Source organism: Collimonas fungivorans Ter331, assembly GCF_000221045.1.
GTDB classification, from domain to species: Bacteria; Pseudomonadota; Gammaproteobacteria; order Burkholderiales; family Burkholderiaceae_D; genus Collimonas; species Collimonas fungivorans_A.
Genome location: NC_015856.1, coordinates 2235691 through 2260325 on the forward strand (window position 1 = coordinate 2235691; position 24635 = coordinate 2260325).

General features: G+C 61.6%; 25 protein-coding genes. 23 read left to right on the forward strand and 2 right to left on the reverse strand.

Going from position 1 to position 24635, the window contains the following annotated elements:
• Positions 1–2: 2 nt before the first annotated feature.
• Genes CFU_RS09790 through CFU_RS23270 form a run of 10 tightly spaced genes read left to right on the forward strand, consistent with a single transcriptional unit; the run spans position 3 to position 9676 of the window.
• Positions 3–446 carry an acyl-CoA thioesterase gene (locus CFU_RS09790; RefSeq protein WP_014005881.1) on the forward strand — a complete coding sequence of 148 codons (444 nt, stop codon included), beginning with the start codon at positions 3–5 and terminating at the stop codon, positions 444–446.
• A complete protein-coding gene (locus CFU_RS09795; protein ID WP_014005882.1) occupies positions 443–1060 on the forward strand; it encodes an outer membrane lipoprotein carrier protein LolA in 618 nt (205 codons plus the stop codon). Before CFU_RS09790 ends, CFU_RS09795 begins: the two co-directional genes overlap by 4 nt.
• Positions 1053–3485 (forward strand): MMPL family transporter, encoded by a 2433-nt coding sequence (locus CFU_RS09800; protein ID WP_014005883.1) that lies wholly within the window; start codon positions 1053–1055, stop codon positions 3483–3485. Before CFU_RS09795 ends, CFU_RS09800 begins: the two co-directional genes overlap by 8 nt.
• On the forward strand, positions 3469–4701 hold the full coding sequence (locus CFU_RS09805; RefSeq protein ID WP_041741660.1) for an NAD(P)/FAD-dependent oxidoreductase: 1233 nt from the start codon (positions 3469–3471) through the stop codon (positions 4699–4701). Before CFU_RS09800 ends, CFU_RS09805 begins: the two co-directional genes overlap by 17 nt.
• Positions 4692–5312: a DUF3261 domain-containing protein gene (locus tag CFU_RS09810; protein WP_014005885.1), complete on the forward strand. Its 621-nt coding sequence runs from the start codon at positions 4692–4694 to the stop codon at positions 5310–5312. The genes CFU_RS09805 and CFU_RS09810 overlap by 10 nt, the downstream gene beginning before the upstream one ends.
• A 2-nt stretch (positions 5313–5314) precedes the next feature.
• On the forward strand, positions 5315–6490 hold the full coding sequence (locus tag CFU_RS09815) for a beta-ketoacyl-ACP synthase (protein ID WP_014005886.1): 1176 nt from the start codon (positions 5315–5317) through the stop codon (positions 6488–6490).
• A complete protein-coding gene (locus CFU_RS09820) occupies positions 6487–6960 on the forward strand; it encodes a hotdog family protein (RefSeq protein ID WP_014005887.1) in 474 nt (157 codons plus the stop codon). The genes CFU_RS09815 and CFU_RS09820 overlap by 4 nt, the downstream gene beginning before the upstream one ends.
• Positions 6957–7721, forward strand: coding sequence for a 3-oxoacyl-ACP reductase FabG (gene fabG, locus CFU_RS09825; RefSeq protein ID WP_014005889.1), 765 nt, complete (start codon positions 6957–6959; stop codon positions 7719–7721). The genes CFU_RS09820 and fabG overlap by 4 nt, the downstream gene beginning before the upstream one ends.
• On the forward strand, positions 7718–8962 hold the full coding sequence (locus tag CFU_RS09830; protein ID WP_014005888.1) for a beta-ketoacyl-ACP synthase: 1245 nt from the start codon (positions 7718–7720) through the stop codon (positions 8960–8962). Before fabG ends, CFU_RS09830 begins: the two co-directional genes overlap by 4 nt.
• Positions 8963–8965: 3 nt before the next feature.
• Positions 8966–9676 carry a 4'-phosphopantetheinyl transferase family protein gene (locus CFU_RS23270; protein ID WP_014005890.1) on the forward strand — a complete coding sequence of 237 codons (711 nt, stop codon included), beginning with the start codon at positions 8966–8968 and terminating at the stop codon, positions 9674–9676.
• Here the strand turns inward: CFU_RS23270 and CFU_RS09840 are convergent.
• The gene (locus CFU_RS09840) at positions 9673–10179 is read right to left on the reverse strand and encodes a polyhydroxyalkanoate granule-associated phasin (RefSeq protein ID WP_041741664.1); all 507 of its coding nucleotides are present in this window, start codon (positions 10177–10179) and stop codon (positions 9673–9675) included. The genes CFU_RS23270 and CFU_RS09840 overlap by 4 nt on opposite strands.
• Positions 10180–10399: 220 nt before the next feature.
• Between CFU_RS09840 and surE the strand changes: the two genes are divergently transcribed.
• From surE to rlmD, 5 genes are all read left to right on the forward strand, one after another.
• On the forward strand, positions 10400–11137 hold the full coding sequence (gene surE, locus CFU_RS09845; protein WP_014005892.1) for a 5'/3'-nucleotidase SurE: 738 nt from the start codon (positions 10400–10402) through the stop codon (positions 11135–11137).
• Positions 11134–12012 carry a protein-L-isoaspartate(D-aspartate) O-methyltransferase gene (locus CFU_RS09850; protein ID WP_014005893.1) on the forward strand — a complete coding sequence of 293 codons (879 nt, stop codon included), beginning with the start codon at positions 11134–11136 and terminating at the stop codon, positions 12010–12012. The genes surE and CFU_RS09850 overlap by 4 nt, the downstream gene beginning before the upstream one ends.
• A 134-nt stretch (positions 12013–12146) precedes the next feature.
• Positions 12147–13115, forward strand: a complete 969-nt coding sequence (locus CFU_RS09855) for a peptidoglycan DD-metalloendopeptidase family protein (protein WP_041741666.1) — start codon at positions 12147–12149, stop codon at positions 13113–13115.
• Positions 13116–14141: an RNA polymerase sigma factor RpoS gene (rpoS, locus tag CFU_RS09860; protein WP_014005895.1), complete on the forward strand. Its 1026-nt coding sequence runs from the start codon at positions 13116–13118 to the stop codon at positions 14139–14141. It begins immediately after the preceding gene.
• Between the two features lie 76 nt (positions 14142–14217).
• Positions 14218–15567, forward strand: coding sequence for a 23S rRNA (uracil(1939)-C(5))-methyltransferase RlmD (gene rlmD, locus CFU_RS09865; protein WP_014005896.1), 1350 nt, complete (start codon positions 14218–14220; stop codon positions 15565–15567).
• Between the two features lie 61 nt (positions 15568–15628).
• Here the strand turns inward: rlmD and CFU_RS09870 are convergent, their stop codons facing one another.
• Positions 15629–16324, reverse strand: coding sequence for a Bax inhibitor-1/YccA family protein (locus tag CFU_RS09870; RefSeq protein ID WP_041741668.1), 696 nt, complete (start codon positions 16322–16324; stop codon positions 15629–15631).
• Between the two features lie 260 nt (positions 16325–16584).
• Here CFU_RS09870 and ndk point away from each other — a divergent pair, with 260 nt between their 5' ends.
• The 8 genes from ndk to bamB all read left to right on the forward strand — a co-directional run bounded on the left by ndk (position 16585) and on the right by bamB (position 24622).
• The gene (gene ndk / locus CFU_RS09875; RefSeq protein WP_014005898.1) at positions 16585–16992 is read left to right on the forward strand and encodes a nucleoside-diphosphate kinase; all 408 of its coding nucleotides are present in this window, start codon (positions 16585–16587) and stop codon (positions 16990–16992) included.
• Positions 16993–17089: 97 nt separating this feature from the next.
• On the forward strand, positions 17090–18265 hold the full coding sequence (gene rlmN, locus CFU_RS09880; protein WP_014005899.1) for a 23S rRNA (adenine(2503)-C(2))-methyltransferase RlmN: 1176 nt from the start codon (positions 17090–17092) through the stop codon (positions 18263–18265).
• Positions 18262–19107 (forward strand): type IV pilus biogenesis/stability protein PilW, encoded by an 846-nt coding sequence (gene pilW / locus CFU_RS09885; protein ID WP_014005900.1) that lies wholly within the window; start codon positions 18262–18264, stop codon positions 19105–19107. Before rlmN ends, pilW begins: the two co-directional genes overlap by 4 nt.
• Entirely contained in the window at positions 19100–20050 is a 951-nt protein-coding gene (locus tag CFU_RS23795) for a helix-turn-helix domain-containing protein (RefSeq protein ID WP_041741669.1), read from the forward strand. The genes pilW and CFU_RS23795 overlap by 8 nt, the downstream gene beginning before the upstream one ends.
• Positions 20051–20073: 23 nt before the next feature.
• Positions 20074–21351 (forward strand): flavodoxin-dependent (E)-4-hydroxy-3-methylbut-2-enyl-diphosphate synthase, encoded by a 1278-nt coding sequence (gene ispG, locus CFU_RS09895; RefSeq protein ID WP_041743253.1) that lies wholly within the window; start codon positions 20074–20076, stop codon positions 21349–21351.
• Positions 21352–21399: 48 nt separating this feature from the next.
• On the forward strand, positions 21400–22779 hold the full coding sequence (gene hisS / locus CFU_RS09900) for a histidine--tRNA ligase (protein WP_014005902.1): 1380 nt from the start codon (positions 21400–21402) through the stop codon (positions 22777–22779).
• A gap of 25 nt (positions 22780–22804) precedes the next feature.
• The gene (locus tag CFU_RS09905) at positions 22805–23455 is read left to right on the forward strand and encodes a tetratricopeptide repeat protein (protein ID WP_014005903.1); all 651 of its coding nucleotides are present in this window, start codon (positions 22805–22807) and stop codon (positions 23453–23455) included.
• Positions 23456–23476: 21 nt separating this feature from the next.
• Complete coding sequence (gene bamB / locus CFU_RS09910) at positions 23477–24622, forward strand: outer membrane protein assembly factor BamB (RefSeq protein ID WP_014005904.1); 1146 nt, start codon at positions 23477–23479, stop codon at positions 24620–24622.
• The last annotated feature ends 13 nt before the right edge of the window (positions 24623–24635 follow it).

Sequence of the window (24635 nt, forward strand, 5' to 3'; positions counted from 1 at the left end):
CCATGGCTGATTTACATAAGCACTTACATAAGCACCGCTGGTCGGCAGAACTGGAATTGCAGGTGCAGTTCTACGATCTCGATCCGATGCAGATCGTCTGGCACGGCAATTACGTCAAATACCTGGAAATGGCGCGCTGCGCACTGCTGGACAAGCTGGATTACAACTATCCGGAGATGCAGGCTTCCGGATATACCTGGCCGATCATCGACCTGCACCTGCGTTACGCCCATCCGGCGACGTTCGGCCAGCACATCAAGGTGCGCGCCAGCGTCATCGAATGGGAAAACCGGCTGCGGATCGAATACGTTATCACCGACAGCGCCAGCGGCCGCCGCCTTACCCGCGGCACCACCACGCAGGTGGCGGTGGCGATTGACAGCGGTGAAATGTGTTTTGCGTCGCCGCCTGTGTTGTTTCAAAAATTAGGAATCGAGCAAGCATGAAACGAAACCTTGTCGCTGTTCTTGCGGCCGTCTTTTTAAGCTGCAGCGCCTGGCCGGCGCTTGCCGCCGCGCCGGTAGAGAAAATCCAGGCCATGCTGGCGCGGCCGCCGGTCTTGTGCGGCCGTTTCGACCAAAGCAAGCAGCTGGTCGGCATCAAGAAACCGCTGTTGTCGAACGGCCGCTTCTGCGTAGTGAACGGCAAGGGCGTCCTGTGGCGCACCTTGCAGCCGTTCCCCAACACGCTGCGCCTGAAGCGCGACGAAATCGTGCAGATGCAGGGCGACCGGGTCGCGATGCGCATGGACGCCAAACAGGAACCGGTGGTGAGGATGATCAACAGCGTGCTGTTTTCGCTATTGGCGGGCGACCTCAGCCAGCTCGACAGCCTGTTCGAACTGGATGGCAGCGTGCAGGGCAACAGCTGGAAGGTGGCGCTGAAAGCGCGCCAGCCGGCGCTGGCCAAGGCGATCGGCACGCTGGCCCTGAGCGGCGGCGCCTACGTCAAGACGGTGACGATCAGCGAGGCCAGCGGCGACCGCACCGATATCAGTTTTTCCGAACTGCAAAGCGGCAGCAACGCCATGACGGCGGAAGAAGGGGCTGCATTTGACTGATCCAGGCGACGGCCGCCCAGGCTGGGGCAGGCGCATGGCGCTGGCGTGGGCCCTGGCGGTCGCCTTGCTGCTGGCGCATAACGGCTACCTGTGGCTGGTCAAAGGCGTGGTGCCGGATACCGACATCATGGCCTTGCTGCCGGTCGAGCAGCGCGATCCGGTGCTGCAGCAGGCGTTCACGCACATGGTCGACGCCGCCCAGCAGCGGCTGGTGGTGCTGGTCGGCGCCGACGACTGGGAGCACGCCCGCGCCGCCGCCGATGCTTATAGCGCGGTGCTGGCCATGCAGCCGGCCCTGCTGCAGCGTACGGTCCAGCTGTCGGCGCAGAACCAGCAAGACTGGCTGGCGCCGTCACAGCAGATGCGGCTCAGCCTGCTGACGCCGGCGCAACAGGCAGCGCTGCGCCAGCAAACGCCCAAATACTGGGTCGATACCGCCTTGCAGCAGTTGTACAGTCCGTTTTCCGGGCCCAAGCTGGGCGCCTGGCAGGACGATCCGTTCGGCCTGTTCAACGGCTGGGTGCAAGCGCGTGCCCAGGAAACGCCGGTGCGCCCGCGCGACGGTTATCTGTTTGTGGAAGACCAGGGACGTCCTTATATCGTGCTGCTGCTGAACCTGCGGCAGCCGGCATTCTCGATGGCGACCCAGCAGGCGCTGCTGCCGCTGCTGGACCAGGCCGGCGCAGCCGCCCGCCAGGCAGTGCCGGCGGTTGAACTGGTCAGCGCCGGCGTGGTGTTGCATGCCGGCGCCGGCAGCGCCCAGGCCAGCCGGGAAATGTCGACCATAGGCATCGGCTCGCTGCTGGGCGTGATCCTGCTGATGTGGCTGACTTTCCGTTCCTTGCGGCCGATCGCCATGATCATGCTGTCGATAGGCGTCGGCTGCCTGGCCTCGTTTTCCCTATGCTGGATGATTTTCGGACAAGTGCATTTGCTGACGCTGGTGTTCGGCGCCAGCCTGATCGGCGTAGCCCAGGATTACGGGATTTATTTCCTGTGCAGCCGGGTCGCCGCCGACCGCGCGCTGGGATCGTGGCAATTGCTGCGGCGCCTGATGCCGGGCCTGGCGCTGACCCTGGCCGCCGCGGTGATAGGCTATATCGGCCTGGCGCTGACGCCGTTTCCAGGTTTGCAGCAAATGGCTGTGTTTTCGGTGCTGGGCCTGGTGTTTGCCTGGCTGACGGTGGTTTTCTGGTTTCCGGCGCTGCTGACTGCGCAAACGTTGAAGAACTCCGCCTTTGCCGGCTGGTTCGGCCAGACCCGGCGTCATTGGCCATTGCTGGGCATGAATCGTGCGTCGGCGATGGCAGTGCTGCTGTTCGGTATTTTTGCCGTGGCCGGCATGACGCGGCTGACGGTGAACGACGATATCCGTTCTTTGCAGACGCCGCCGAAAGCGCTGCTGGCAGACCAGATCAAGCTGGGAAAACTGCTCGACGCGCCGACCCCGGTGCAGTTCTACCTGGTGCGCGGCGCCAGCGCGGAACAGGTGTTGCAGCGCGAGGAAGCACTAAAGCAGCGGCTGGAGCCCTTAGTTGCCAAACACGTCATCAGCGGTTACCAGGCGATGTCCAACTGGACGCCCTCGATACGGGAACAGGCGGCGAACCGAGCCCTGGTCACGCAGGCCTTGCTTGCTGCCGACGGTCCGTTGCAGGCGCTGGCGGCGCAACTGGGTGAGGATGCGGGTTGGGTAGCGCAAATGCGCAGCCGGGCCCTGAGCGCGGCGGCCAGCGCCAACGGCGGCCACGACCTTACTCCGGCTGCATTCCTGAAGAGCGCGGCCAGCGAGCCGTCGCGCTTTCTCTGGCTGGGAGAAATAGAAGGGGCGCAAGGCCGCGTCCATGCCAGCATAGTCGCGCTGCGCGGGCTGAACAATTACGGCAACCTGCCGCTCCTGAAACAGGCCGCCGGGGAACTGGAGGGCGTGTCATGGGTCGACAAGGTCAGTGAAATATCTTCGGTGCTGGGCCATTACCGGCAATACATGGGATGGGTGCTGCTAGGTGCATATGCGGCGATCTTCCTGCTGCTGTTTAGCCGTTATCGCAGCGCAGCCTGGCGCGTGCTGACGCCGCCGGCGGTGGCCAGCATCGCTACCCTGGCCATGCTGGGCTTGCTGGGGCAGCCGTTGCAATTGTTTCATGTGCTGGCGCTGATGCTGATCCTGGGGCTGGGCGTCGACTACGGTATTTTTTTGCAAGAACAAAGCATGCAGCGCGATCGCTTCGCCTGGCTCACGGTCGGATTGTCGGCCGCCAGCGCCTTGTTGTCGTTCGGCTTGCTAGCGTTGTCCGCCACGCCGCCGCTGCATGCATTCGGATTCACGATGCTGATCGGAATTGCGGTCGTTTGGCTGGTCGCCCCTTGTTTTAGCCAGGATTCACAACAGGAAAAAGAAGAACAACATGCAAACAAGAGTTGAACAGTGTGATGTATTGATAATCGGCGCCGGTCCAGCAGGTTCGGTGGCGGCAGCGTTGCTGCTGAAGCAAGGACGACGGGTGCTGGTGCTGGAGCGGGAACAGTTTCCACGTTTTAGCATAGGCGAGAGCCTGCTGCCGCAAAGCATGGAATACCTGCAGCAGGCAGGCATGCTGCAGGCGGTGGTGGAAGCAGGGTTCCAGTACAAGAACGGCGCCGCGTTCGTGCGCGGAGACCGCTATACCGACTTCGACTTCCGCGACAAGCACTCCCCCGGCTGGGGCACCACCTACCAGGTGCAGCGCGCCCAGTTTGACCAGGTGCTGGCCAATGAAGCCGAGCGCCAGGGCGCGCAAGTGCGCTATCAGCATACCGTGACCGCGTTTGACGCCGATGCAGAAAAACCACGGGTCGCGGTGCGCCATACAGACGGCACGGAATATATCGTGGAAGCGGGTTTTGTGCTGGACGCCAGCGGTTTCGGGCGCGTGCTGTCGCGCCTGCTGCAGCTGGAGACGCCGTCGAATTTCCCGGTGCGCGGCGCCATTTTCACCCACATCGAAGATGGCATCGATGTGCCCGGTTTCGACCGCAACAAGATCCGGATTACCGTGCATCCGGAACATTGCGATGTCTGGTACTGGCTGATTCCTTTTGCCGGCGGCCGCTGCTCTATCGGCGTGGTCGCGGAAACCGCGTTCCTGGAGCAGTTCAAGGGCAGCGAAACCGAACGCCTGCAGACGCTGGTCATGCAAGACCCGGCATCGCGCGCCTTGCTGGAGAATGCGCGCTGGGATACGCCGGCGCGCCAGATCGTCGGTTATTCGTCCAACGTCAAGTCCTTGTGGGGCAAGGGTTACGCCTTGCTCGGCAACGCCGGGGAATTCCTGGATCCGGTGTTTTCTTCCGGCGTCACGATCGCGGTCAAGTCCGCCAGCCTGGCCGCTGCCGCCTTGCAGCGCCAGTTCGCAGGCGAAACCGTGGACTGGGAAAGCGAATATGCGATACCGTTGAAAAAGGGCGTCGATACTTTCCGCACCTTTGTCGATTCCTGGTATTCGGGCGGTTTCCAGAAAGTCATTTTTTATGAAAAGCAGCAGCCGGAAGTGCGCCGCATGATCGCCGCCATCCTGGCCGGTTATGCCTGGGACGACAGCAATCCGTATGTAAAGGAAAGCAAACGGCGCCTGAAAACGCTGGAGGAAATATGCAGCTGAACCACCTGGCTGGCCGCTGCGGCTGGCTGCGCACTGGCGCGTTGATCTGCGTGTTGGCTTGCGCGCTTGCAGCCTGTACAACCACGCAGCCGCAAGCGCCGGCCACTGCATTGGCACGACTCGGGCTGATGCTGGCGCCGGCGTCCTTGGGCGCCAGCATCAGCCTGCAACAGCATTTGACGGTGGAGCGCCAAGGGCGCATCGACCAGCTCGATGCTGCGGTGGAAGTCGACCAGCAGCAATTCAACATGGTCGGTCTGGCGTTCGGCCAGCGTGTCCTGAGCATGAACTATGACGGCAAGACGTTGCAGTCCTGGCGTCATCCCATGCTGCCGTCCCAGGTGCGGGTCGAAGATGTGATGGAAGACACGCAGCTCACCTTGTGGCCGCTGGCGGCGATCCGCGCGGCGCTGCCGCCGGGCTGGCAGATAGAACAGCAGGGATTGCGGCGCACGCTGTCGCTGCAAGGGGAGCCGGTCATGGTGATCGACTACAGCACGCCGACGCCGTGGGACGGCAAGGTGGAATTGAACAATCTGCGCTATCACTATCACCTGACGATTGAATCGGTCAGCGATGCTGCCGCTCCTTCGTCTACTGCAACGCCATAATCATGCTTTATCTTAATCAACTCGGCATGGTGTGTCCGCTTGGCGAAAGCCACGCGGAGATCAGCCGTCGCCTGTTCGCCGGCGACAGCGGGGTCGGCATGACCGCGCGTCATTCGCCGGGACGGGAGCTGGCGCTGGGTTGCGTCGAGACCGCGCTGCCCGATGTCAGCGCGCTGCCGCTGGGCCAGCGCAGCCGCAATAATCAGCTGGCTCTGGCGGCGCTGGCGCAGATCCGGCCGCACGTGGATGCCGCCATCCAGCAGTTTGGCGCAGGACGGGTGGCGATCGTGCTCGGCACCAGCACTTCCGGCATCGCGCAGAGCGAAGCGGCGTTTCGCTATCGCCTGCAGCATGCAAGGTTTCCTGCCGATTTTGACTATGGGCAGCAAGAAATGGCTTCGCCGGCGGCGACCCTGGCGTCGGTGCTGGGCGTGACCGGGCCCGCCTACGTGCATTCCAGCGCCTGCGCTTCCAGCAGCAAGGCGATGGCCAGCGCCGCCCGCCTGATCAACATGGGGCTGTGCGATGCGGTGCTGACCGGCGGCGTCGATTCGCTCTGCGCGTTCACAGTGGCCGGCTTCGGCGCGCTGGAATCGGTCAGCGCGGCGCGCTGCAATCCGTTCAGCGCCAATCGCAACGGCATCAATATCGGCGAGGGCGCCGCCCTGTTCTTGATGAGCAAGGCCGAAGCAAGCGTGAGTCTGCGCGGCTGGGGCGAATCTTCCGACGGCTACCATATTTCAGCGCCGGATCCGTCCGGCGCCGGCGCCCGCAGCGCGATCGAGCAAGCGTTGGCGCGTGCCGGCGTGGCGCCAAAACACATCGATTACATCAATCTGCACGGCACCGCCACTGTGCAAAACGACGCCATGGAAGGGCGCGTGATCGCTGCCTTGTTTGCCGACGATGTGGCGCTCAGCTCGACCAAGCCGTTTACCGGCCATGCGCTGGGCGCTGCCGGCGCGGTGGAGGCAGGCCTGTGCTGGCTGGCGATGCAGGACGACAATCCGCAGGGCCAGCTGCCGCCGCATTTGTGGGACGGCGCCTGCGATCCCGGCCTGCCGCAGCTGAACCTGCTGCCGGCCGGGGCTCGCCTTGGACATCCCTTGCGCTGGGCTTTGAGTAACTCTTTTGCATTTGGCGGCGCCAATGCAAGTTTGCTGCTGGGACGGGAATGATGGATCAACTGAACGCAGTCGAGGCGATGGATATCCGCCGTTTTTTGCCGCATTCCGGCGTCATGGTGCTGCTGGACCGGCTGCTGGCGGCCGGCGAGGAAGATTTGCAGGCAGAAGTGGCGATCCGGCCGGACAGCCTGTTTTGCGATGGACAAGGCGTGCCGGCCTGGGTCGGGGTCGAGTACATGGCGCAGGCGATTGCCGCCTATGCCGGTTATACCGCACAGCTGCGCGGCGAACCGGTGAAAATCGGCTTCTTGCTGGGCACCCGCCGCTATGAAGCCAGTTGTCCGGCTTTTGCCGTCGGCAGCGTGCTGCAAATCCATGTCCAGAAGCTGCTGCAGGCAGACAATGGGATAGGATCGTTCGAATGCCAGATCCATGCCGCCGGGCAGCCGCTGGCAAGCGCTACCATTACCGTGTTCCAGCCGGCTGACGCGGCTGTTTTTCTTGAGGGAAGTACTGAATGATGTTGGAATCGAACCAGGCAGCGCCGGCTGCCCGCCTGAACCAGAGCGTGCTGGTCACCGGCTCCAGCCGCGGCATCGGCAAGGCGATTGCATTGCGGCTGGCGCGCGATGGCTACGATATCGTCTTGCATTGCCATCAGCAGCGCGCGGCAGCCGATGCCGTGGCGCAGACGGTGCGCGAGCTGGGAGTGCAGGCGCGCGTCCTGCAATTCGACATAGGCGACCGCCAGGCCAGCGCCGCTGCCTTGCTGGCGGATGTCGAACAGCATGGCTGTTATTACGGCGTGGTGTGCAATGCCGGCGTGGCGCGCGACAACGCTTTCCCTGCCATGCCTGGCGAGGATTGGGACCTGGTGCTGAAGACCAACCTGGACGGTTTCTACAACGTGCTCAATCCGCTGGTGATGCCGATGGTGCAGCGGCGCGCGCCCGGCCGCATCGTCACCTTGGCTTCGGTGTCGGGCCTGATAGGCAACCGCGGCCAGGTCAACTACAGCGCCGCCAAGGCCGGCATCATCGGCGCCAGCAAGGCGCTGGCGATCGAGCTGGCCAAGCGCAACATCACGGTCAACTGCGTCGCTCCCGGCCTGATCGAAACCGACATGATCAGCGAGGTGCCGCTGGACGAAGCGCTCAAGCTGATCCCGGCGCGCCGGGTCGGCAAGCCGGAAGAGGTGGCGGCGACGGTGGCCTTCCTGATGCACGCCGACGCCGCGTACATCACGCGCCAGGTGATCTCGGTCAACGGAGGCATGGCATGACGCGTACGCTGACAGAACGGCGGGTAGTAGTGACCGGCATGGCCGGCATCAGCCCGATCGGCAACGACTGGGAGGCCATCCGCAGCCACCTCGGCAGTTATCGCAACGCCATAGTGCGGATGGAGGACTGGGCCGGTTACGACGGCCTGAACACCCAGCTGGGAGCTCCCGCCGCCGAGTTCGCCTTGTCCGAGCGTTATAACCGCAAGAGCATGCGCAGCATGGGACGGGTTGCCTTGATGGCGACCCGCGCCAGCGAACTGGCGCTGGCGGACGCCGGCCTGCTTGACGATCCGGTGCTGAAAAGCGGCGCCTGCGGTGTCGCCTACGGTTCGTCTGCCGGCACACCGAAGGCGATCGGCGATTTCGGCCGGATGATGGATGAGCGCAGCACGCGCGGCATCAACGCCACCACCTATATCAAAATGATGGCGCACACGGCGCCGGTCAATATCGGCGTGTTTTTCGGCATTACCGGGCGCGTGATCACCACATCCAGCGCCTGTACTTCCGGCAGCCAGGGCATCGGCTACGCCTATGAAGCCATCCGCAGCGGCCGCCAGGCGATCATGGTGGCCGGCGGCGCCGAGGAACTGTGCGCGACCGAAGCGGCGGTATTCGACACCCTGTTCGCCACCAGCGTGCGCAACGACACCCCGGCCCTGACACCCAGTCCGTTCGACAGCAGCCGCGACGGCCTGGTGATCGGCGAGGGCGCCGGCAGCCTGATCCTGGAAGATTTCGACCATGCGCGCGCCCGGGGCGCAAAAATGTACGCTGAAATCGTAGGCTTCGGCACCAACAGCGACGGTTGCCACGTCACCCATCCGAACGCCGACACCATGCAGGTGGCGATGACGCTGGCGCTGGCCGACGCCGCCTTGCCGGCAAGCGCCATCGGTTACATCAACGCCCATGGCACCGGCACCGAGCAGGGCGACATAGCCGAATCTCATGCCACCGCCGCCGTGTTCGCGCGGCACACGCCGATCAGTTCGCTGAAGAGCTACACCGGCCACACGCTGGGTGCTTGCGGCGCCCTGGAAGCCTGGATCGGCATCGAAATGATGCGCTCCGGCTGGTTCGCGCCGACCATCAACCTGAAGCAGCTGGACCCGCTGTGCGCCGAGCTGGACTACATTGTCGACGAAGGACGCAGCTTGCAATGCGAGTATTTCATGTCGAACAATTTTGCGTTTGGCGGCATCAATACTTCCTTGATTTTCAAACGCCTGGATTAAGCCATGCGGTCCGCGTTCATCTTGCTGTACGACGCCAGGCAGCTGGCGGATCATGACCGCGACCGTTTTCTTGCCTGTCTGGGCGAGTCGGAATTGCTGCGTTACCGGCGATTTTTGCGGCCGCTGCGCCAGCGCGAGTTCTTGCTGGGACGGATATTGCTGCGCTTTGCCGTTGCGCGCCTGGCTGGCGTCGCGCTTGAAGCGGTGCATGTCGCCGAGCGTAAAAACCAGGCGCCGTCGGTGCAACTTCCGCTCGCCGGCGCCGCGCTTCCTTTCTTCAGTTTGTCGCATAGCCGCGGCTGGGTGGCTTGCGCCGCCAGTGTCGATACCGCGCTGGGCCTCGATGCCGAGGTGCTGGATGCAGGGCGCGATGTGGACGCCATCGGCCGCGCCGCTTTTTCGGAGGCGGAAAGCATCTGGCTGTCGAGTCGTCCTGGCGAGGATAAAGCGGCGGATTTCTATGCCATGTGGAGCAGCAAAGAGGCGCTGTTTAAATTGATGTCGGTTCAGGGGAATGGCAGCCTATCGCCAGAGCATGTGGCCGCCGGGACGCGTTTGCGTTCGGGGCCGGATTGGCATGCGCGCACGTGGACGCAGCAGGGCCTGGTCATTACCCTGTGCAGTCGCGAGCGTTTGCAATCGGTAGCGCGGATTTGCCTGCAGGGCGCCGCACCGTCGGCCTGGACGCTGCAGCTGGACAACCGCTTGTCTTAGAGTTTCTTCAGGCGTTTTGCATTGGCGGTGGCACGCGCATGAATCGGCTGCAGGCCGGTCTGCGCGATATGCGCCAGCGAAGTATTCAGCTGCGACACGGCTTCCGCCGAATTGCGCATGGTGTCGTGCGCCAGCTTGCTCTGGCGGTGCCCGGACTGGTGCAGGCTGCTGCTGCTGGCTAACGACAGCAGGTTGGCGGTGCCGTCCAGCATGTGCTGGATCGCCAGCCTGGCCGCTTCCTGATGCAAGCTCATCATGCGGATCGCCATGGCATGCGCCGATTCGGCGGCAACTTCCATTTTTTCCTGGCTCATCAGGTTGAATTCATTGCGGTCGCGCTGGCTTGGCGCCGGCCCGGCCAAGGCTATGCGGGCGGTGCGGTGGCCGATCACCTCGGCAGAGGCGTTCATCATTTCTCCGGTTTTGAACAGCAGGTCGGTCCAGGCACTGAAAGGACTGGCAGGACTGGCGACGGTGGTGGTGTGGACTCGGTACGACTTCATGGTGACTCCTTCAGGCCAAATGGCCTTGATAGCGCTAACAATACCTCTTTTTAGGCAATCGCTGTGGCTTTTATGTGGCGCTGCAACATAATTTTGCAATTGCCTTGTTTTCATAGAGAAAGAGCAACTAAATTGCCAGCTAAAGTGTCTTTAAGAGCTACTTCGGTAAAATTCCAAAATCTTCATAAATGAGTAACATTGCTTCGGGTAAAATCCAGATATGAAAATTTTGATCAGCAACGATGATGGTTACCTGGCGCCGGGCATCATCGCCCTGGCCGATGCCCTGGCGCCGATAGCCGAAATCGTGGTGGTAGCCCCGGACAGCAATCGCTCCGGCTCCTCCAACTCGCTGACCCTGGATCGACCTTTATCGGTGCAACGCGCCGAAAACGGTTTCTATTTTGTCAATGGAACGCCGTCAGACTGCGTGCACATTGCCCTGACCGGCTTGCTGAATTTCCGGCCGGATCTGATCGTGTCGGGCATTAACCAAGGCCAGAACATGGGCGACGACACGCTGTATTCCGGCACCGTGGCGGCGGCCACCGAAGGTTTCCTGTTCGGCATTCCGGCCATCGCTTTTTCGCAACTGCACAAAGGCTGGGACGAACTGGAGACGGCGGCCAAGGTGGCGCGCGAAATCGTCGAGCGCCGCTTCGGCAACCTGCCGCAGCCCTACCTGCTGAACGTGAATATTCCCAACCTGCCTTACGACCAGCTGAAACCGATAGTGGCGACCCGCCTGGGAAAGCGGCATGAATCGGAAGCGGTCATCAAGGACAAGGACCCGCACGGCCGCGACATATACTGGATCGGGCCGCCCGGCGCGGCGCGCGATGCCGGCGAGGGCACCGATTTCCATGCGACCGCCAACGGCCATGTCTCGATTACTCCCCTGCAGATAGATCTGACCCATGCGGCGCAGCTGGCCGCGCTGAGGAAAGATTTGTCATGACCGAGAAGGCCAAGCGTTTCCCGCTGACGCTGTCGTCGCTCGCCGATAAGAAGCCCGGCACCGACCAGAGCAAACGCAGCGTAGCCACGCCGCAAACGGCAACAAAAAATGCCGCCTGGGAGAACTCCCGGCCGCCGCCGCGCACTGCCGCCGGCGCGCCGCCATTGGCGCCGTCCAGCAAGGCGATGGCGCGGCCGGCGCAGAGCGCAAGCCATGTCGACCGTTCCGGCTCGATGGTTTCCGACGGCGTGCGCAAAGCCATGGTGGACCGGGTCGCCAGGCAGGGCGTCAGCGACGCCAAGGTGCTGGCGGCGATGGAAGCCGTGCCGCGCCACATGTTCATGGAGCCGGGCATGTCGAGCCAGGCCTACATCGATGCTTCGCTGCCGATCGGCCACCATCAGACCATTTCGCAGCCGTATATCGTGGCGCGCATGATAGAGATCATGCGCGACAACCAGCAAGGCGGCGTCTTGAACCGGGTGCTGGAAATCGGCACCGGCTGCGGTTACCAGGCGGCGGTGCTGTCGCTGGTGGCGAAGGAAGTCTATTCGATAGAGCGGATCAAGCCCTTGCACGAACTGGCAAGAAGCAACTTGCGTCCGCTGCGGATCGGCAACATCCGTTTGCATTACGGAGATGGTATGCTTGGGCTGCCGCAGGTAGCGCCTTTCGACGGTATCATCCTGGCTGCAGCCGGCCTTGAAGTACCGCAAGCATTACTGGACCAGATGACGATCGGCGGCCGCCTGGTGGCCCCGGTCGGCGCCCGTCACCAGGTATTGCAGCTCATCCAGCGCACCAGCAAATTTGATTGGACCAGCACCACACTGGAAGACTGTCATTTTGTGCCTTTGCGTGCAGGAACGGTTTGAGCAGCGCCGGATCGCCTGTTGTGTCCGGCAAACGAATTGACGAATAAGTTGGCAAACAAGTTGGCAAACCAGTTGACGAATCAATTGACGAACAATCAGCGACCACGTCGCACATACTAATTAACGTAATGAGAATGAAGAAAACTCGCTTTATAGCTTTGGGATTAATGGTAGGCGCGCTTGCCGCATGCACCACTCCGCGCACCCCCGCGCCGGTAGTCGAACGGCGGCCAGGCGGCAGCGGCGCGGTAGCTACCGCGGCTGCGCCGGAAACGCCGCGGGCCGCTGAAGGACGCGGTTCCTATACCGTGAAGCAGGGCGACACCCTGTACCGGATCGCGCTTGAATTCGGCCAGAGCTATCGCGATATCGTGGCCTGGAACAAGCTCGACAACGCCAACGACATCAAGGTCGGCCAGGTGCTGCGGGTGCAGCCTCCCGACAGCGGTTCTGGACCTGGCGGCGCCCAGATCGGCACTGTAGCGACCGGCTCGGGAGTCGAGGTGCGTTCGCTGGGCAGCGCGCCGTCAGCCGCGGCCGTCGCCAGCGGCGGCAACAAGAGCGGGCCGCGCGGCGACAAGCGTCCGTATTCCGACAGCGCACTGGCAGAGTTGCAAAAGCCCGATGCCGGGCCATCCAGCGAGACGCCGAAACCGGCCGCAACGCCAGCCGTGACGGCGCCTGCCGCTGCTGCCGCCAGCACCGCCTCGACAGCTGCGCCGGCAAGCGGCGATGAAGACAAGGTCGACTGGATGTGGCCGGCCGAAGGCAAGCAGGTCGGCGCTTTTGACCAGGGCAAGAAAGGCATCGATATTGCCGGCAAGGCCGGGCAGAATGTCGTCGCCGCGGCCGGCGGCAAGGTGATGTACGCCGGCAGCGGCATTCGCGGCTACGGCAATCTGGTGATCATCAAACATACCAGTAACTTGTTGTCCGCTTACGCGCATAATAAGACCATCCTGGTGAAAGAGGGGCAGACGGTGAGCAAGGGCCAGAAAATTGCCGAAATGGGTAATTCGGACAGCGATGCAGTCAAGCTGCATTTCGAAATCCGCCAGCAAGGCAAACCTGTGGATCCATCGAAATTCTTACCTAGTCGATAAATGAGCAAACGGCCGACAGATCATCAGGATGACGAGCTTGACGATACATCGGAGCGGATTGCCGATGACGGGCAAGAGGATGTTGATGCTGTCGCCGCCGAGCAGGACGTCGACGACGAGGTCGTGGTCGATGGCGTGGTGGTGGTGGTCGACGGCGTCGAGGAGCTCAAGAAAGTCCTGGCCGCCGAACTGTCGACCGACACCACGCAGCACTACCTGAACCAGATCGGCACCCGGCCGCTGCTGTCGGTGACCGAAGAAGTGCATTTCGCCACGCTGGCGAAACAAGGAAATTTCGAAGCCCGGCAGAAAATGATCGAGCACAACCTGCGGCTGGTGGTCTCGATCGCCAAGCACTACATCAACCGCGGCGTCGCCTTGCTTGACCTGATCGAAGAGGGCAATCTCGGCCTGATGCGGGCGATCGACAAGTTCGAGCCCGAACGCGGTTTCCGTTTCTCTACCTACGCCACCTGGTGGATACGCCAGAGCATCGAACGCGCCATCATGAACCAGGCGCGCACCGTGCGCTTGCCGGTGCACATGGTGCGCGAACTGAACCAGATCCTGCGCGCCAAATACCACCTGGAAGCTCAGCATCACGACGGCAAGGACGCCAGCGCCGAAGACATCGCCCACCTGGTCGACCGGCCAGTGGAAGATGTGCAGGATGTGCTGGCCTTGTCCGAACACGCGGCGTCGCTGGATGCGCCGCTGGACCAGGATCCGCTGGCCAGCCTGATGGACCTGCTGCCCAGTGCTACCGAGGAAAATCCCGATTCGCGCGCCGAACAGCAGGAAATGTCGATCCTGGTGCGGGTCTGGCTGGAAAAGCTGACCGACAAGCAGCGTAACGTCATCATGCGCCGTTTCGGGCTGGATAACGACGATCCTTCGACGCTGGAAGAGCTGGCGGCCGAAATCGGCGTCACCCGTGAGCGGGTGCGGCAGATCCAGCAGGAGGCGCTGCTCAAGCTGAAACGCCTGCTGGGCGCCAAAGGCGTCGGCAAAGACTCCTTTCTTTAAACCTGTGCCGGCTGGCGCTATAATCTCGCACCATTTTCTTTCTGCCATCGCCCCCGGCGATGAATAACTGTTTCCTATGCAACAAGATACTATCGATATCAAATCCCTCGACATGGATGCGCGCGGCATCGGCCATCTGCAAAATGAAGACGGCAGCCAGGGCAAGGTCATTTTTGTCGAAGGCGCCTTGCCGGGCGAGCGTGTAAGTTTCCTGTCCTACCGCAAGAAACCGAAATGGGAAGCGGCCACCATGACCGCCTTGCACAAGGAGTCGGTGTTGCGAGTAAAGCCGCAGTGCCCGGTATTCGGCATGTGCGGCGGCTGCGCCATGCAGCACCTGGAGCCGACGGCGCAGGTGGCGATCAAGCAGCGCGTGCTGGAAGACAACCTGTGGCATATCGGCAAGGTCAAGGCTGAATCGATGCTGCGGCCGATTTACGGGCCGACCTGGGGTTATCGCTACCGCGCCCGCATTTCGGTGCGCAACGTGCCGAAAAAGGGTGGCGTGCTGGTCGGTTTCCACGAGAGGAAATCCTCTTTCATCACCGACATGAAAACCTGCGAAATATTGCCGGCGAACGTATCGGCAATGCTGGTGCCGCTGCGCCACCTGATCGGTTCGCTGAGCCTGATCGACCACATTCCGCAGATCGAACTGGCGGTGGGCGAGGGCCCGCAAGGCAAGGTCACCGCGCTGGTGCTGCGCATCATGGCGGCGCCGACGGCCGACGATGAAATCAAGCTGAAGGCGTTTGCCGACCAGTACCAGGTGAACTGGTGGCTGCAGACCGCCGGCCCCGACAGCGCCTATCCGTTTTATCCGGCGCAGGGCGAGCTGTACTACACCTTGCCGGAATTCGGCGTGCGCATGCCTTTCAAGCCCACCGATTTCACCCAGGTGAACCATCAGATCAACCGGGTGCTGGTGGCGCGCGCCTTGCGCTTGCTGGATGTGCAGCCGCATGAGCGGGTGGCCGACCTGTTTTGCGGCCTGGGAAATTTCACCTTGCCGCTGGCAACCCAGGCGCAGCAGGTGGTCGGCATCGAAGGCAGCCAAGCCCTGATCAACCGCGCCGGCGAGAACGCCGCGGTCAACCGGTTATCGGATAAAACCACTTTTCATTGCCGCAACTTGTTTGAGGCGAGCGCCGAGGATTTTGTCGCGCTAGGCAAGTTTGACCGGATGCTGATCGACCCGCCGCGCGACGGTGCGGCGGCAGTGTGCGAAGCCCTGGTCGGCCTGGCGGCCATCGACCCGGCGTTGATGCCGCAGCGGATCGTGTACGTTTCCTGCAACCCGTCGACCCTGGCGCGCGACGCCGGTTTGCTGATCGCCGGCGGCTATCGCCTGAGCCAGGCCGGGGTGGTGAACATGTTTCCGCATACGGCGCATGTGGAATCGATTGCGGTGTTCGACCTGCCTTGATGCGGTTGGCCCGACAATAAAAAACCGGCCAGAAGGCCGGTTTTTTTGTGGCTGGTGTTGCCTAGTTGCGGTTGCCGCCGAAAATCCCCAGCAGGGACAACAGGTTGACAAAGATGTTGTAGACATCCAGGTACAGGCTCAGCGTTGCCGAGATGTAATTGGTTTCGCCGCCGTTGATGATGCGCTGCACGTCATACAGGATGTAGGCCGAGAAAATCGCGATGGCGATCACCGATACCGCCAGGTAGAGAGCCGGGATCTGCAGAAAAACATTGGCCAGCGATGCCAGCAGCAGCACCACGACGCCGGCGAACAGCCATTTGCCCATGTTCGAGAAATCGCGCTTGCTGACCGTGGCGATGCTGGCCATGACCACAAACACGCTGGCGGTGCCGCCGAAAGCCATCATGATCAGCGTGGCGCCGTTGGAGAAGCCGACCAGCGTATGGCCGATCAGGCGCGACAGCATCAGGCCCATGAAGAAGGTGAAGCCTAGCAGCAGCAATACGCCCCAGCCGGTGTTCTTGGTCTTTTCAATTGCATAAAAGAAACCAAACGCCACCGCCATGAAGGCCATGAAGCCGATCAACGGACTGTTTCTGAAGAAACTGAAGTCCATCTGTACTCCCAGCCAGGCGCCCGCAATTGTCGGCAGCATGGACAGGGCCAGCAGCCAGTACGTGTTGCGCAGCACACGGTGCTGTACGCTCAGCGCGGTGCTGCCGGGCGAGTAGGTCGGTTGCAGGTTCGGGTTCATCAGGGACTCCTTTGGAAATTGCAAAAGTACTAAATTGTTGCGATCATAGCATCTAACTTCAACATCATTACATCAGACAACAACGCCGCAAAGTGGTTCTCCGGCGTTTTTTACGACTTTTCTATGGCATGCAGCTTGCGTTTTGGCTGGTTTTGACGATTCTACATGGGTGTTTCGTGTTAAAATCAAAGGTTGATTGAACTATTAACCAGTCATTTAAATAAGCAGCTTAACCCTTTCATTTTATTGGAGTTTTTCAGATGGCAATTGAACGCACCCTGTCCATTATCAAACCGGACGCAGTGGCAAAGAACGTAATCGGTCAAATTTACACCCGTTTTGAAAACGCTGGCCTGAAAATCGTTGCTGCCCGCATGACGCACCTGTCGCGCGCAGAAGCTGAAGGTTTCTACGCGGTTCACCGCGAGCGTCCTTTCTTCAAGGACCTGGTCGATTTCATGATCTCCGGCCCAGTGATGATCCAAGCGCTGGAAGGCGAAAACGCAGTACTGAAGCACCGCGACCTGATGGGCGCAACCGATCCTAAGAAGGCAGAAAAAGGCACTATCCGTGCTGACTTCGCTGACTCGATCGACGCTAACGCAGTGCACGGTTCGGACGCAGTGGAAGCGGCGAAAGTTGAAATCGCCTATTTCTTCCCGGCGTAATTGTTTTAAATGTTTGCATAGTTGGGGGCAGGGAAAAACGCTCGTTGTTGTAAAGTGCGGCGACCCTGTCCTGCAATTATCTTGAATTGGAAATGCCATGACTGCTCTCACCAACCTGCTGGATCTGGATCCCGCACAACTGACCGCTTACTGCGGCGAGTTGGGTGAGAAGCCGTTCCGCGCAAAACAACTGCTGCGCTGGATTCATCAATTCGGCGCACACGATTTCGACGCAATGACCGATTTGGCCAAGTCATTGCGTGACAAGCTGGCGACCCGGGCAATGATCGCTGCTCCCGCCGTGATCAGCGACCACACCTCGACCGACGGCACCCGCAAGTGGCTGCTCGATGTCGGCCAGGGCAATGCGGTGGAGACGGTGTTCATCCCCGAAGAGAACCGCGGCACCCTGTGCATTTCGACCCAGGCCGGCTGCGCGGTGAATTGCCGCTTCTGTTCCACCGGCAAGCAAGGCTTCAGCCGCAACCTGACAGTCGGTGAAATCATCGGCCAGTTGTGGATGGCCGAGTTTGAACTGCGCAAGTCCAAGGGCATCGAGCCTGGCCATAAGGGCGAACGCCAGATCACCAACGTGGTGATGATGGGCATGGGCGAACCCTTGCTGAACTACGAACCGACCGTGACCGCGCTCAAGCTGATGCTGGACGATAACGCTTACGGCCTGTCGCGCCGCCGCGTGACCTTGTCCACCAGCGGCGTGGTGCCGATGATCGACAAGCTGTCGCAGGATTGCGCGGTGGCGATGGCGGTATCGCTGCATGCCTCCAACGACACCTTGCGCGATGGCCTGGTGCCGCTCAACAAGAAATATCCGCTGCGCGACCTGATGGCGGCCTGCAAGCGCTACCTGGAATTTGCGCCGCGCGATTTCATTACCTTTGAATATTGCATGCTGGACGGCGTCAACGATACCGACGCCCACGCCCGCGAGCTGATCGCCCTGGTCCAGGGCCACGCAGGCGGACCGGCCGTGCCTTGCAAATTCAACCTGATCCCGTTCAATCCTTTCCCTGAATCGGGATTGAAGCGCTCGAACAATCCACGCATCAAGGCTTTCGCCCAGATCCTGATGGACGCCGGCATCGTCACCACCGTGCGCAAGACGCGCGGCGACGATATCGATGCCGCCTGCGGCCAGCTCGCCGGCGAAGTGCAGGACCGGACGCGGGTGCAGGAACGCATGCAGAAAATGACCGAATATCAGCAGAAATTCGGAAAGAACTTTGGCCGTATCATCGAGGTGTCTCAGTGATAGAAAAAGCAAGTAGCAAGCTCGGGAGCTGGCCAGGCCGGCTGGTGTTCGCCGCGGCCGCGTTGTCGCTATTGGCCGGCTTGAGTGCTTGCACCAGCCCGCCGCTCAGCAGCAGCGACAGCGAGGGCGGGTCGCGCCGTGAACTGGCTACCAGTTCGGACCAGACCGAAGCGCAGCGCCGCGCCAGCATCCGCTTGCAGCTTGCGGTCGGTTATTACGAACAGCACCAGCTGGAAGTGGCGCTGGATGAGATCAAGCAGGCTCTGGCGGCAGATCCTGAACTGGCCGACGCCTACAGCGTGCGCGGGCTGATCTATATGGGCATGTCGGAAAACCGCCTGGCCGACGACAATTTCCAGCGCGCCCTGCGGCTGTCGCCGAACAACCCGGACTACGCCAACAACTATGGCTGGTTCCTGTGCCAGAACGGCCGCGCCAAGGAATCGATCGTGCATTTCGAGACGGCGCTGAAAAGCCGCAATTACCAGTCGCCGGCAAAAGCGCTGACCAACGCCGGCGTCTGCAGCCTCAAATTCAACGATACCGTGGCGGCGCAGCGCTACCTGTCGCAGGCGTTCCAGTTCGACGCCAGCAATCCTCTGACCAACGCCAAGCTGGCGCAGCTGGCGTATGACCGCAACGATTATGAACGGGCCCGGTTTTATATCGGCCTCGTATTAAAAACCGATGTGCAGAATGCGGAAGCATTATGGACAGCTATCAAAGTGGAGCGAAAGTTGGGTGACACTGCTGCAGAGGCAAGTTTGGTGACGCAATTGCGCCGTCGTTTCGGCGGCTCCCCGGAATTCGCAGCGTATCAGCGCGGGGCGTTTAATGAGTGAGCCTGAACAGCTGAAAATCACCGATGCCGATTCCGGCGAGGATAGCGCAGCTCCCGTAACCGCCAGCGCCGAGCCGCTTACGCTCGGCGCGCAGTTGGGCGGCAGGCGGGAAGAGCTGGGCTGGTCGGTGCAGGACGTGGCCAGCCACCTGAAGCTGGCGCCGCGCCAGATCGACGCCATGGAACACGATAACTACGCTGCGCTGCCGACCATGGTGATGACGCGCGGTTTCATCCGTTCTTACGCAAAACTGCTGGGCCTGGATGCAGCCGCCTTGCTGGCGACCATCGCGCCGCCGGCAGCGGCGCAAGCGAGAGTCAGCGTGGTGCACGGCAGCCCGTTGTCGACGCCTTTCTCGGAGTCCCGCTTCAGTTTGATGGGGCGCAATAAATTTGCCTACAAATGGCTGGTGGTGCTGGCCGTGCTGCTGTTGCTGCTGGCCGTGGCGATACGGCTGGATGTATTGCCGGTGGTGCAGAATACGCTGCAGTCGCTGACTGAAAAATCCGCCGCGTCAAGTGCGGACAACGCAGCCAGCGCCGAAGACAAGGCCGGTTTGCCTGCCGCCGCCGAGACGCAATCTGCGGATGCTGCGGCCAAGGCTGCCTTGACCGCGGCTCCTGCCGCGAGCGCCGCGCCGGTGTCCGAAGTAGGCGTCAATGCGGTGCCGGCCAACACTCCAATGGCGAACCCGGCGACGGCCAGCGGCGGCGAGCTGAGCCTGAACTTCCGCCAGGATTCATGGGTCGAAATCAAGCGCGCCGACAACACCGTGCTGCTCTCGCGCCTGGCCAAGGCCGGCAGTACGGAAACAGTCGACATGTCGCAGCCGGTCAATGTCATCATCGGCAATCTTGCCGGCGTCGACGCGACGCTGCGCGGTGCGCCAGTGGACTTGAAGGCCGGGTCGAAAACCAACGTGGCCAGATTGAACCTGAAATAAGCGTGATGGAAAGAGAGATGCCCATGCCGCAGACGAATTTGCCGACGAATTTACCGATAGGCTCAGGCCCCAGCGTGCGCCGCCTTAGCCGCGGCGCGACGATCAGCTATGGCGAACGCAAGATCATGGTCGGCGGCGGTGCGCCGGTGGTGGTGCAGTCGATGACCAATACTGATACCGCCGACGCGATCGGCACCGCGATCCAGATCAAGGACCTGGCGCGCGCCGGTTCCGAGCTGGTGCGCATTACCGTGAACAATCCGGAAGCGGCGGCGGCCGTGCCGGCGATCCGCGAGCAGCTGGACAAGATGGGGATTGATGTGCCGCTGGTGGGAGATTTCCACTACAACGGCCATACCCTGTTGAACGATTTTCCCGAATGCGCCCAGGCTTTGTCGAAATACCGTATCAATCCGGGCAATGTCGGCAAGGGCGCCAAGCGCGATACCCAGTATGCGCAGATGATCGAGGCCGCCTGCAGGTATGACAAGCCGGTCCGCATCGGCGTCAACTGGGGCAGCCTGGACCAGGCGCTGCTGGCGCGCATCATGGATGAGAACGCCTTGCGCAGCCAGCCATGGCTGGCGCAGGCGGTGATGTATGAAGCGCTGGTGACCTCGGCGATAGAGAATGCGCAGCGGGCGGAAGAACTGGGCCTGGCGGCCGACCGCATCATCCTGTCGTGCAAGGTGTCGGGCGTGCAGGACCTGATCGCGGTATACCGCGAACTGGCGCGGCGCTGCGACTACCCGCTGCACCTGGGGCTGACGGAAGCCGGCATGGGCAGCAAGGGCATCGTGGCTTCGACCGCGGCCTTGTCGGTGCTGCTGCAGGAAGGCATAGGCGACACCATCAGGATTTCGCTGACGCCGGAACCGGGCGGCGACCGCACGCGGGAAGTGATCGTCGGCCAGGAGATTCTGCAAACCATGGGCTTGCGCAAGTTCGCGCCGATGGTGATTGCCTGCCCTGGTTGCGGCCGCACCACCTCGACCGTGTTCCAGGACCTGGCGGACAAGATCCAGACCTATCTGCGCGACCAGATGCCAGTCTGGAAAAAAGCCTATCCCGGCGTCGAAGGCATGAACGTGGCGGTGATGGGCTGTATCGTCAACGGTCCGGGCGAATCCAAGCATGCGAATATCGGCATCAGCCTGCCGGGCACCGGCGAATCGCCGGCGGCGCCGGTGTTCATCGACGGCGAGAAAAAACTGACGCTGCGCGGCGAACGGATCGCCGAAGAGTTCCAGGCTGTAGTGCTGGATTACGTGAAGAGCCATTATGGCCAGGCCGCGGCCTGATCCGAACAAATATCAACCAATTGACCATTACCGGTGCATTGAAAAAGAATGTCTGAAAATAAGAAAGCCGAAAAAATCGTCGGCGTAAAAGGTATGAACGATATCCTGCCGGCCGACGCCGCCTTGTGGGAATTGTTTGAAAACACCGTGGAATCGGTGCTGAAGAGCTACGGCTTCCAGAAAATCCGCACGCCTATCGTCGAACCTACCGCCTTGTTTGCGCGCGGCCTCGGCGCCGTGACCGACATCGTCGAAAAGGAAATGTATTCGTTCACCGATTCGATGAACGGCGACAACCTGACCCTGCGTCCGGAAAGCACCGCCGGCGTGGTGCGTGCGGCGATCGAGCACAACCTGACTTACGACGGCCCGAAACGGCTCTGGTACAGCGGCCCGATGTTCCGCCACGAGCGTCCGCAACGCGGCCGTTACCGCCAGTTCCACCAGGTCGGCGCCGAAGCGCTCGGTTTCACCGGCCCGGATATCGACGCCGAACTGATCATGATGTGCCAGCGGTTGTGGGACGACCTCGGCCTGCAGGACGTCAAGCTGCAGCTGAATTCGATCGGCGATGCGGAAGAGCGTAACCGCCACCGCGCCGACCTGATCGCTTATTTCGAGCAGCACAAGGAGCTGCTGGACGCCGATGCGCAACGCCGCCTGCACACCAATCCTTTGCGCATCCTGGACACCAAGAATCCGGCCATGCAGGACATGGTCAACGGCGCGCCGCAACTGCTGTCCTATCTGGGCGCGGAATCGCTGGCGCACTTCGAAGGCGTGCAAAAGATCCTGAACCACAACAATATTCCGTTCACCATCAACCCGCGCCTGGTGCGCGGCATGGACTACTACAACCGCACCGTGTTCGAGTGGGTCACCGACCAGCTCGGCTCGCAAGGCACGGTCTGCGGCGGCGGCCGTTACGATCCGCTGGTGGAAATGTTCGGCGGCAAGCCGACTCCGGCCTGCGGTTTTGCAATGGGCATCGAGCGCTTGCTGGAACTGATGCGCGCCAACGGCGAACAAGCCGTGCGCAACGAATGCGATGTGTACCTGGTGCACCAGGGCGAGGCAGCGCAGCTGCAATCGTTCGTGCTGGCCGAGCGTTTGCGCAATGCCGGGCTGGATGTTGTGCTACATTGCGCCTCGGCCAATGCCGGCGGCAGCTTCAAGTCGCAGATGAAGCGTGCCGACGCCAGCGGCGCAGCCTACGCCATCATTATCGGCGAAGACGAAGTGGCGAACCAGACCGCGACCGTCAAGACCTTGCGCGCCGAAGGCGATGCTGAAAAAGCTAGTGCCGGCAATCAAAGTGTCGTACCTTTCGATGCGGTAAGCGATTATCTGGTCGACCAGATAGTCGGCGCCGGCGACGATCATGACCACGACCATGGTGATCATGGACATGTTCACTATCATCATTAAATTCATCACTAAAAACTAAAATCATATGGCATTCGATCTCGACGAACAGGAACAACTGGCAACGCTTAAGGATTGGTGGAATAAATACGGCAATCTGACGACCTGGGTGCTGATTATCGCCCTGGCTGCCTACGCCGGCTGGTCCGGCTGGAATTATTACCAGCGCAGCCAGTCCTTGCAGGCTTCGCAGCTTTACGACGAGCAGCAAAAGGCGGTGGCGAGCAAGGACAACGCCAAGGTGCAGCGCGCCGCTGCCGATATCCAGCAGAAATTCGGCCGTACGGCGTATGCCGGCATGGCGGCTTTTTCGGCCGCCAAGGTGGCGTTTGACGCCAATGACCTGAATGCAGCGAAGGAACAGCTGCAATGGGTGCTCGACCATGGCCGCGACGACGACCACAAGGCGCTGGCCCGGATCCGGCTGGCTGGCATCCTGCTTGACCAGAAGGCCTACGACGACGGCTTGAAAGTGCTGGCGGCAGACCTGCCGGCGCCTTTCGCCAGCGCGGCGGCCGATCGCAAGGGCGACATCCTGGTGGCGCAGAACAAGCTGGACGAGGCGCGCGCCGCCTACCAGCTGGCGCTGGACAAGATGGAAAGCAAGAATCCCGGCAAGGAATTGATTCAATTGAAACTTGATGCGATTGGCGGAGCTCCAGCCAAAGCCGCAGCCTGATAATTCGGAAAAAGGAAGAATATGCGTGTGAAGACTCTGCGAGCTGTTGCTGCCTGTGCCGGTGCGTTGTTGATATTGGGCGGCTGCTCCTTGTTCAGTAGCAAGAAGACAAGCAACCAGCCGGCGCCATTGGTTGAATTCAATCAAAGCCTGAAGGTGCAACCGGTCTGGAAACAGTCGATCGGCAGCGCTGCCATCTTCACTTTCTCGCCTGTGGTTGCGGGCGACAGCGTGTTTGCCGCGGCAGCCGACGGCACCGTGACGCGCATCAACGCCGCCAACGGCACGGTTGCCTGGCGCATCAGCGCCGGCACCCGCCTGACCGCCGGCGCCGGCAGCGACGGCAACACGGTTGCGGTGGCAGGCGAGAAGGGCATTGTGCTGGCGTTTGACGGCCAGGGCAAAAAAATCTGGCAGGCGCAAGCGTCCAGCGAAATCCTGTCGGCTCCGGCCGTAGGCCAAGGCCTGGTGATCGTGCGCAGCCAGGACAACCGGATTGCGGCTTATGATGCAGCAACCGGCGAACGCCGCTGGGCTGTGTTACGCACTTTGCCGCCGTTGACCTTGCGTTCGGCGCCGGGCATCCTGGTCGTGCCGCAGGCAACTTTCCTGTCCTTGCCGGGCGGCCGCCTGTCAGCGTTGAACCTGACTAACGGCGGTCCGTGGTGGGAAATGGCGATCGGCGATCCGCGCGGCACCACCGAGCTGGAGCGGGTAGCCGACGCTTCCGGCATGCCGGTGATTGTCGGCCGTGAAGTCTGCGCCGTCGCTTACCAGGGACGAGTGGGCTGCTTCGACGCCGGCAGCGGCACGTCGCACTGGGCCAAGCCGTTTTCCAGCGATGTCGGCGTCGGCAGCGACGGCAAGAACATCTATGCCGCCGACGAGCATGGCGCGGTATCGGCGTTCACCTTGGACAGCGGTGCGGTCGTATGGCAAAACAAGCAACTCGCCAACCGCGTGCTGACGACCCCGGCAGTACTGCCTAAAGCAGTAGTCGTGGGCGACTTTGAGGGTTATATTCATTTCTTGTCGCGCGACGACGGCGCCCTGATAGCACGGGTTCGTGCAGACAGCAGTGCGGTCCTGCCCAATCCGGTGGTGGCGGGTTCCAATGTGATTTTTCAAACAAAATCGGGAACACTGATCGCTATCGCGACAGAGTAACAACTAAGTAACA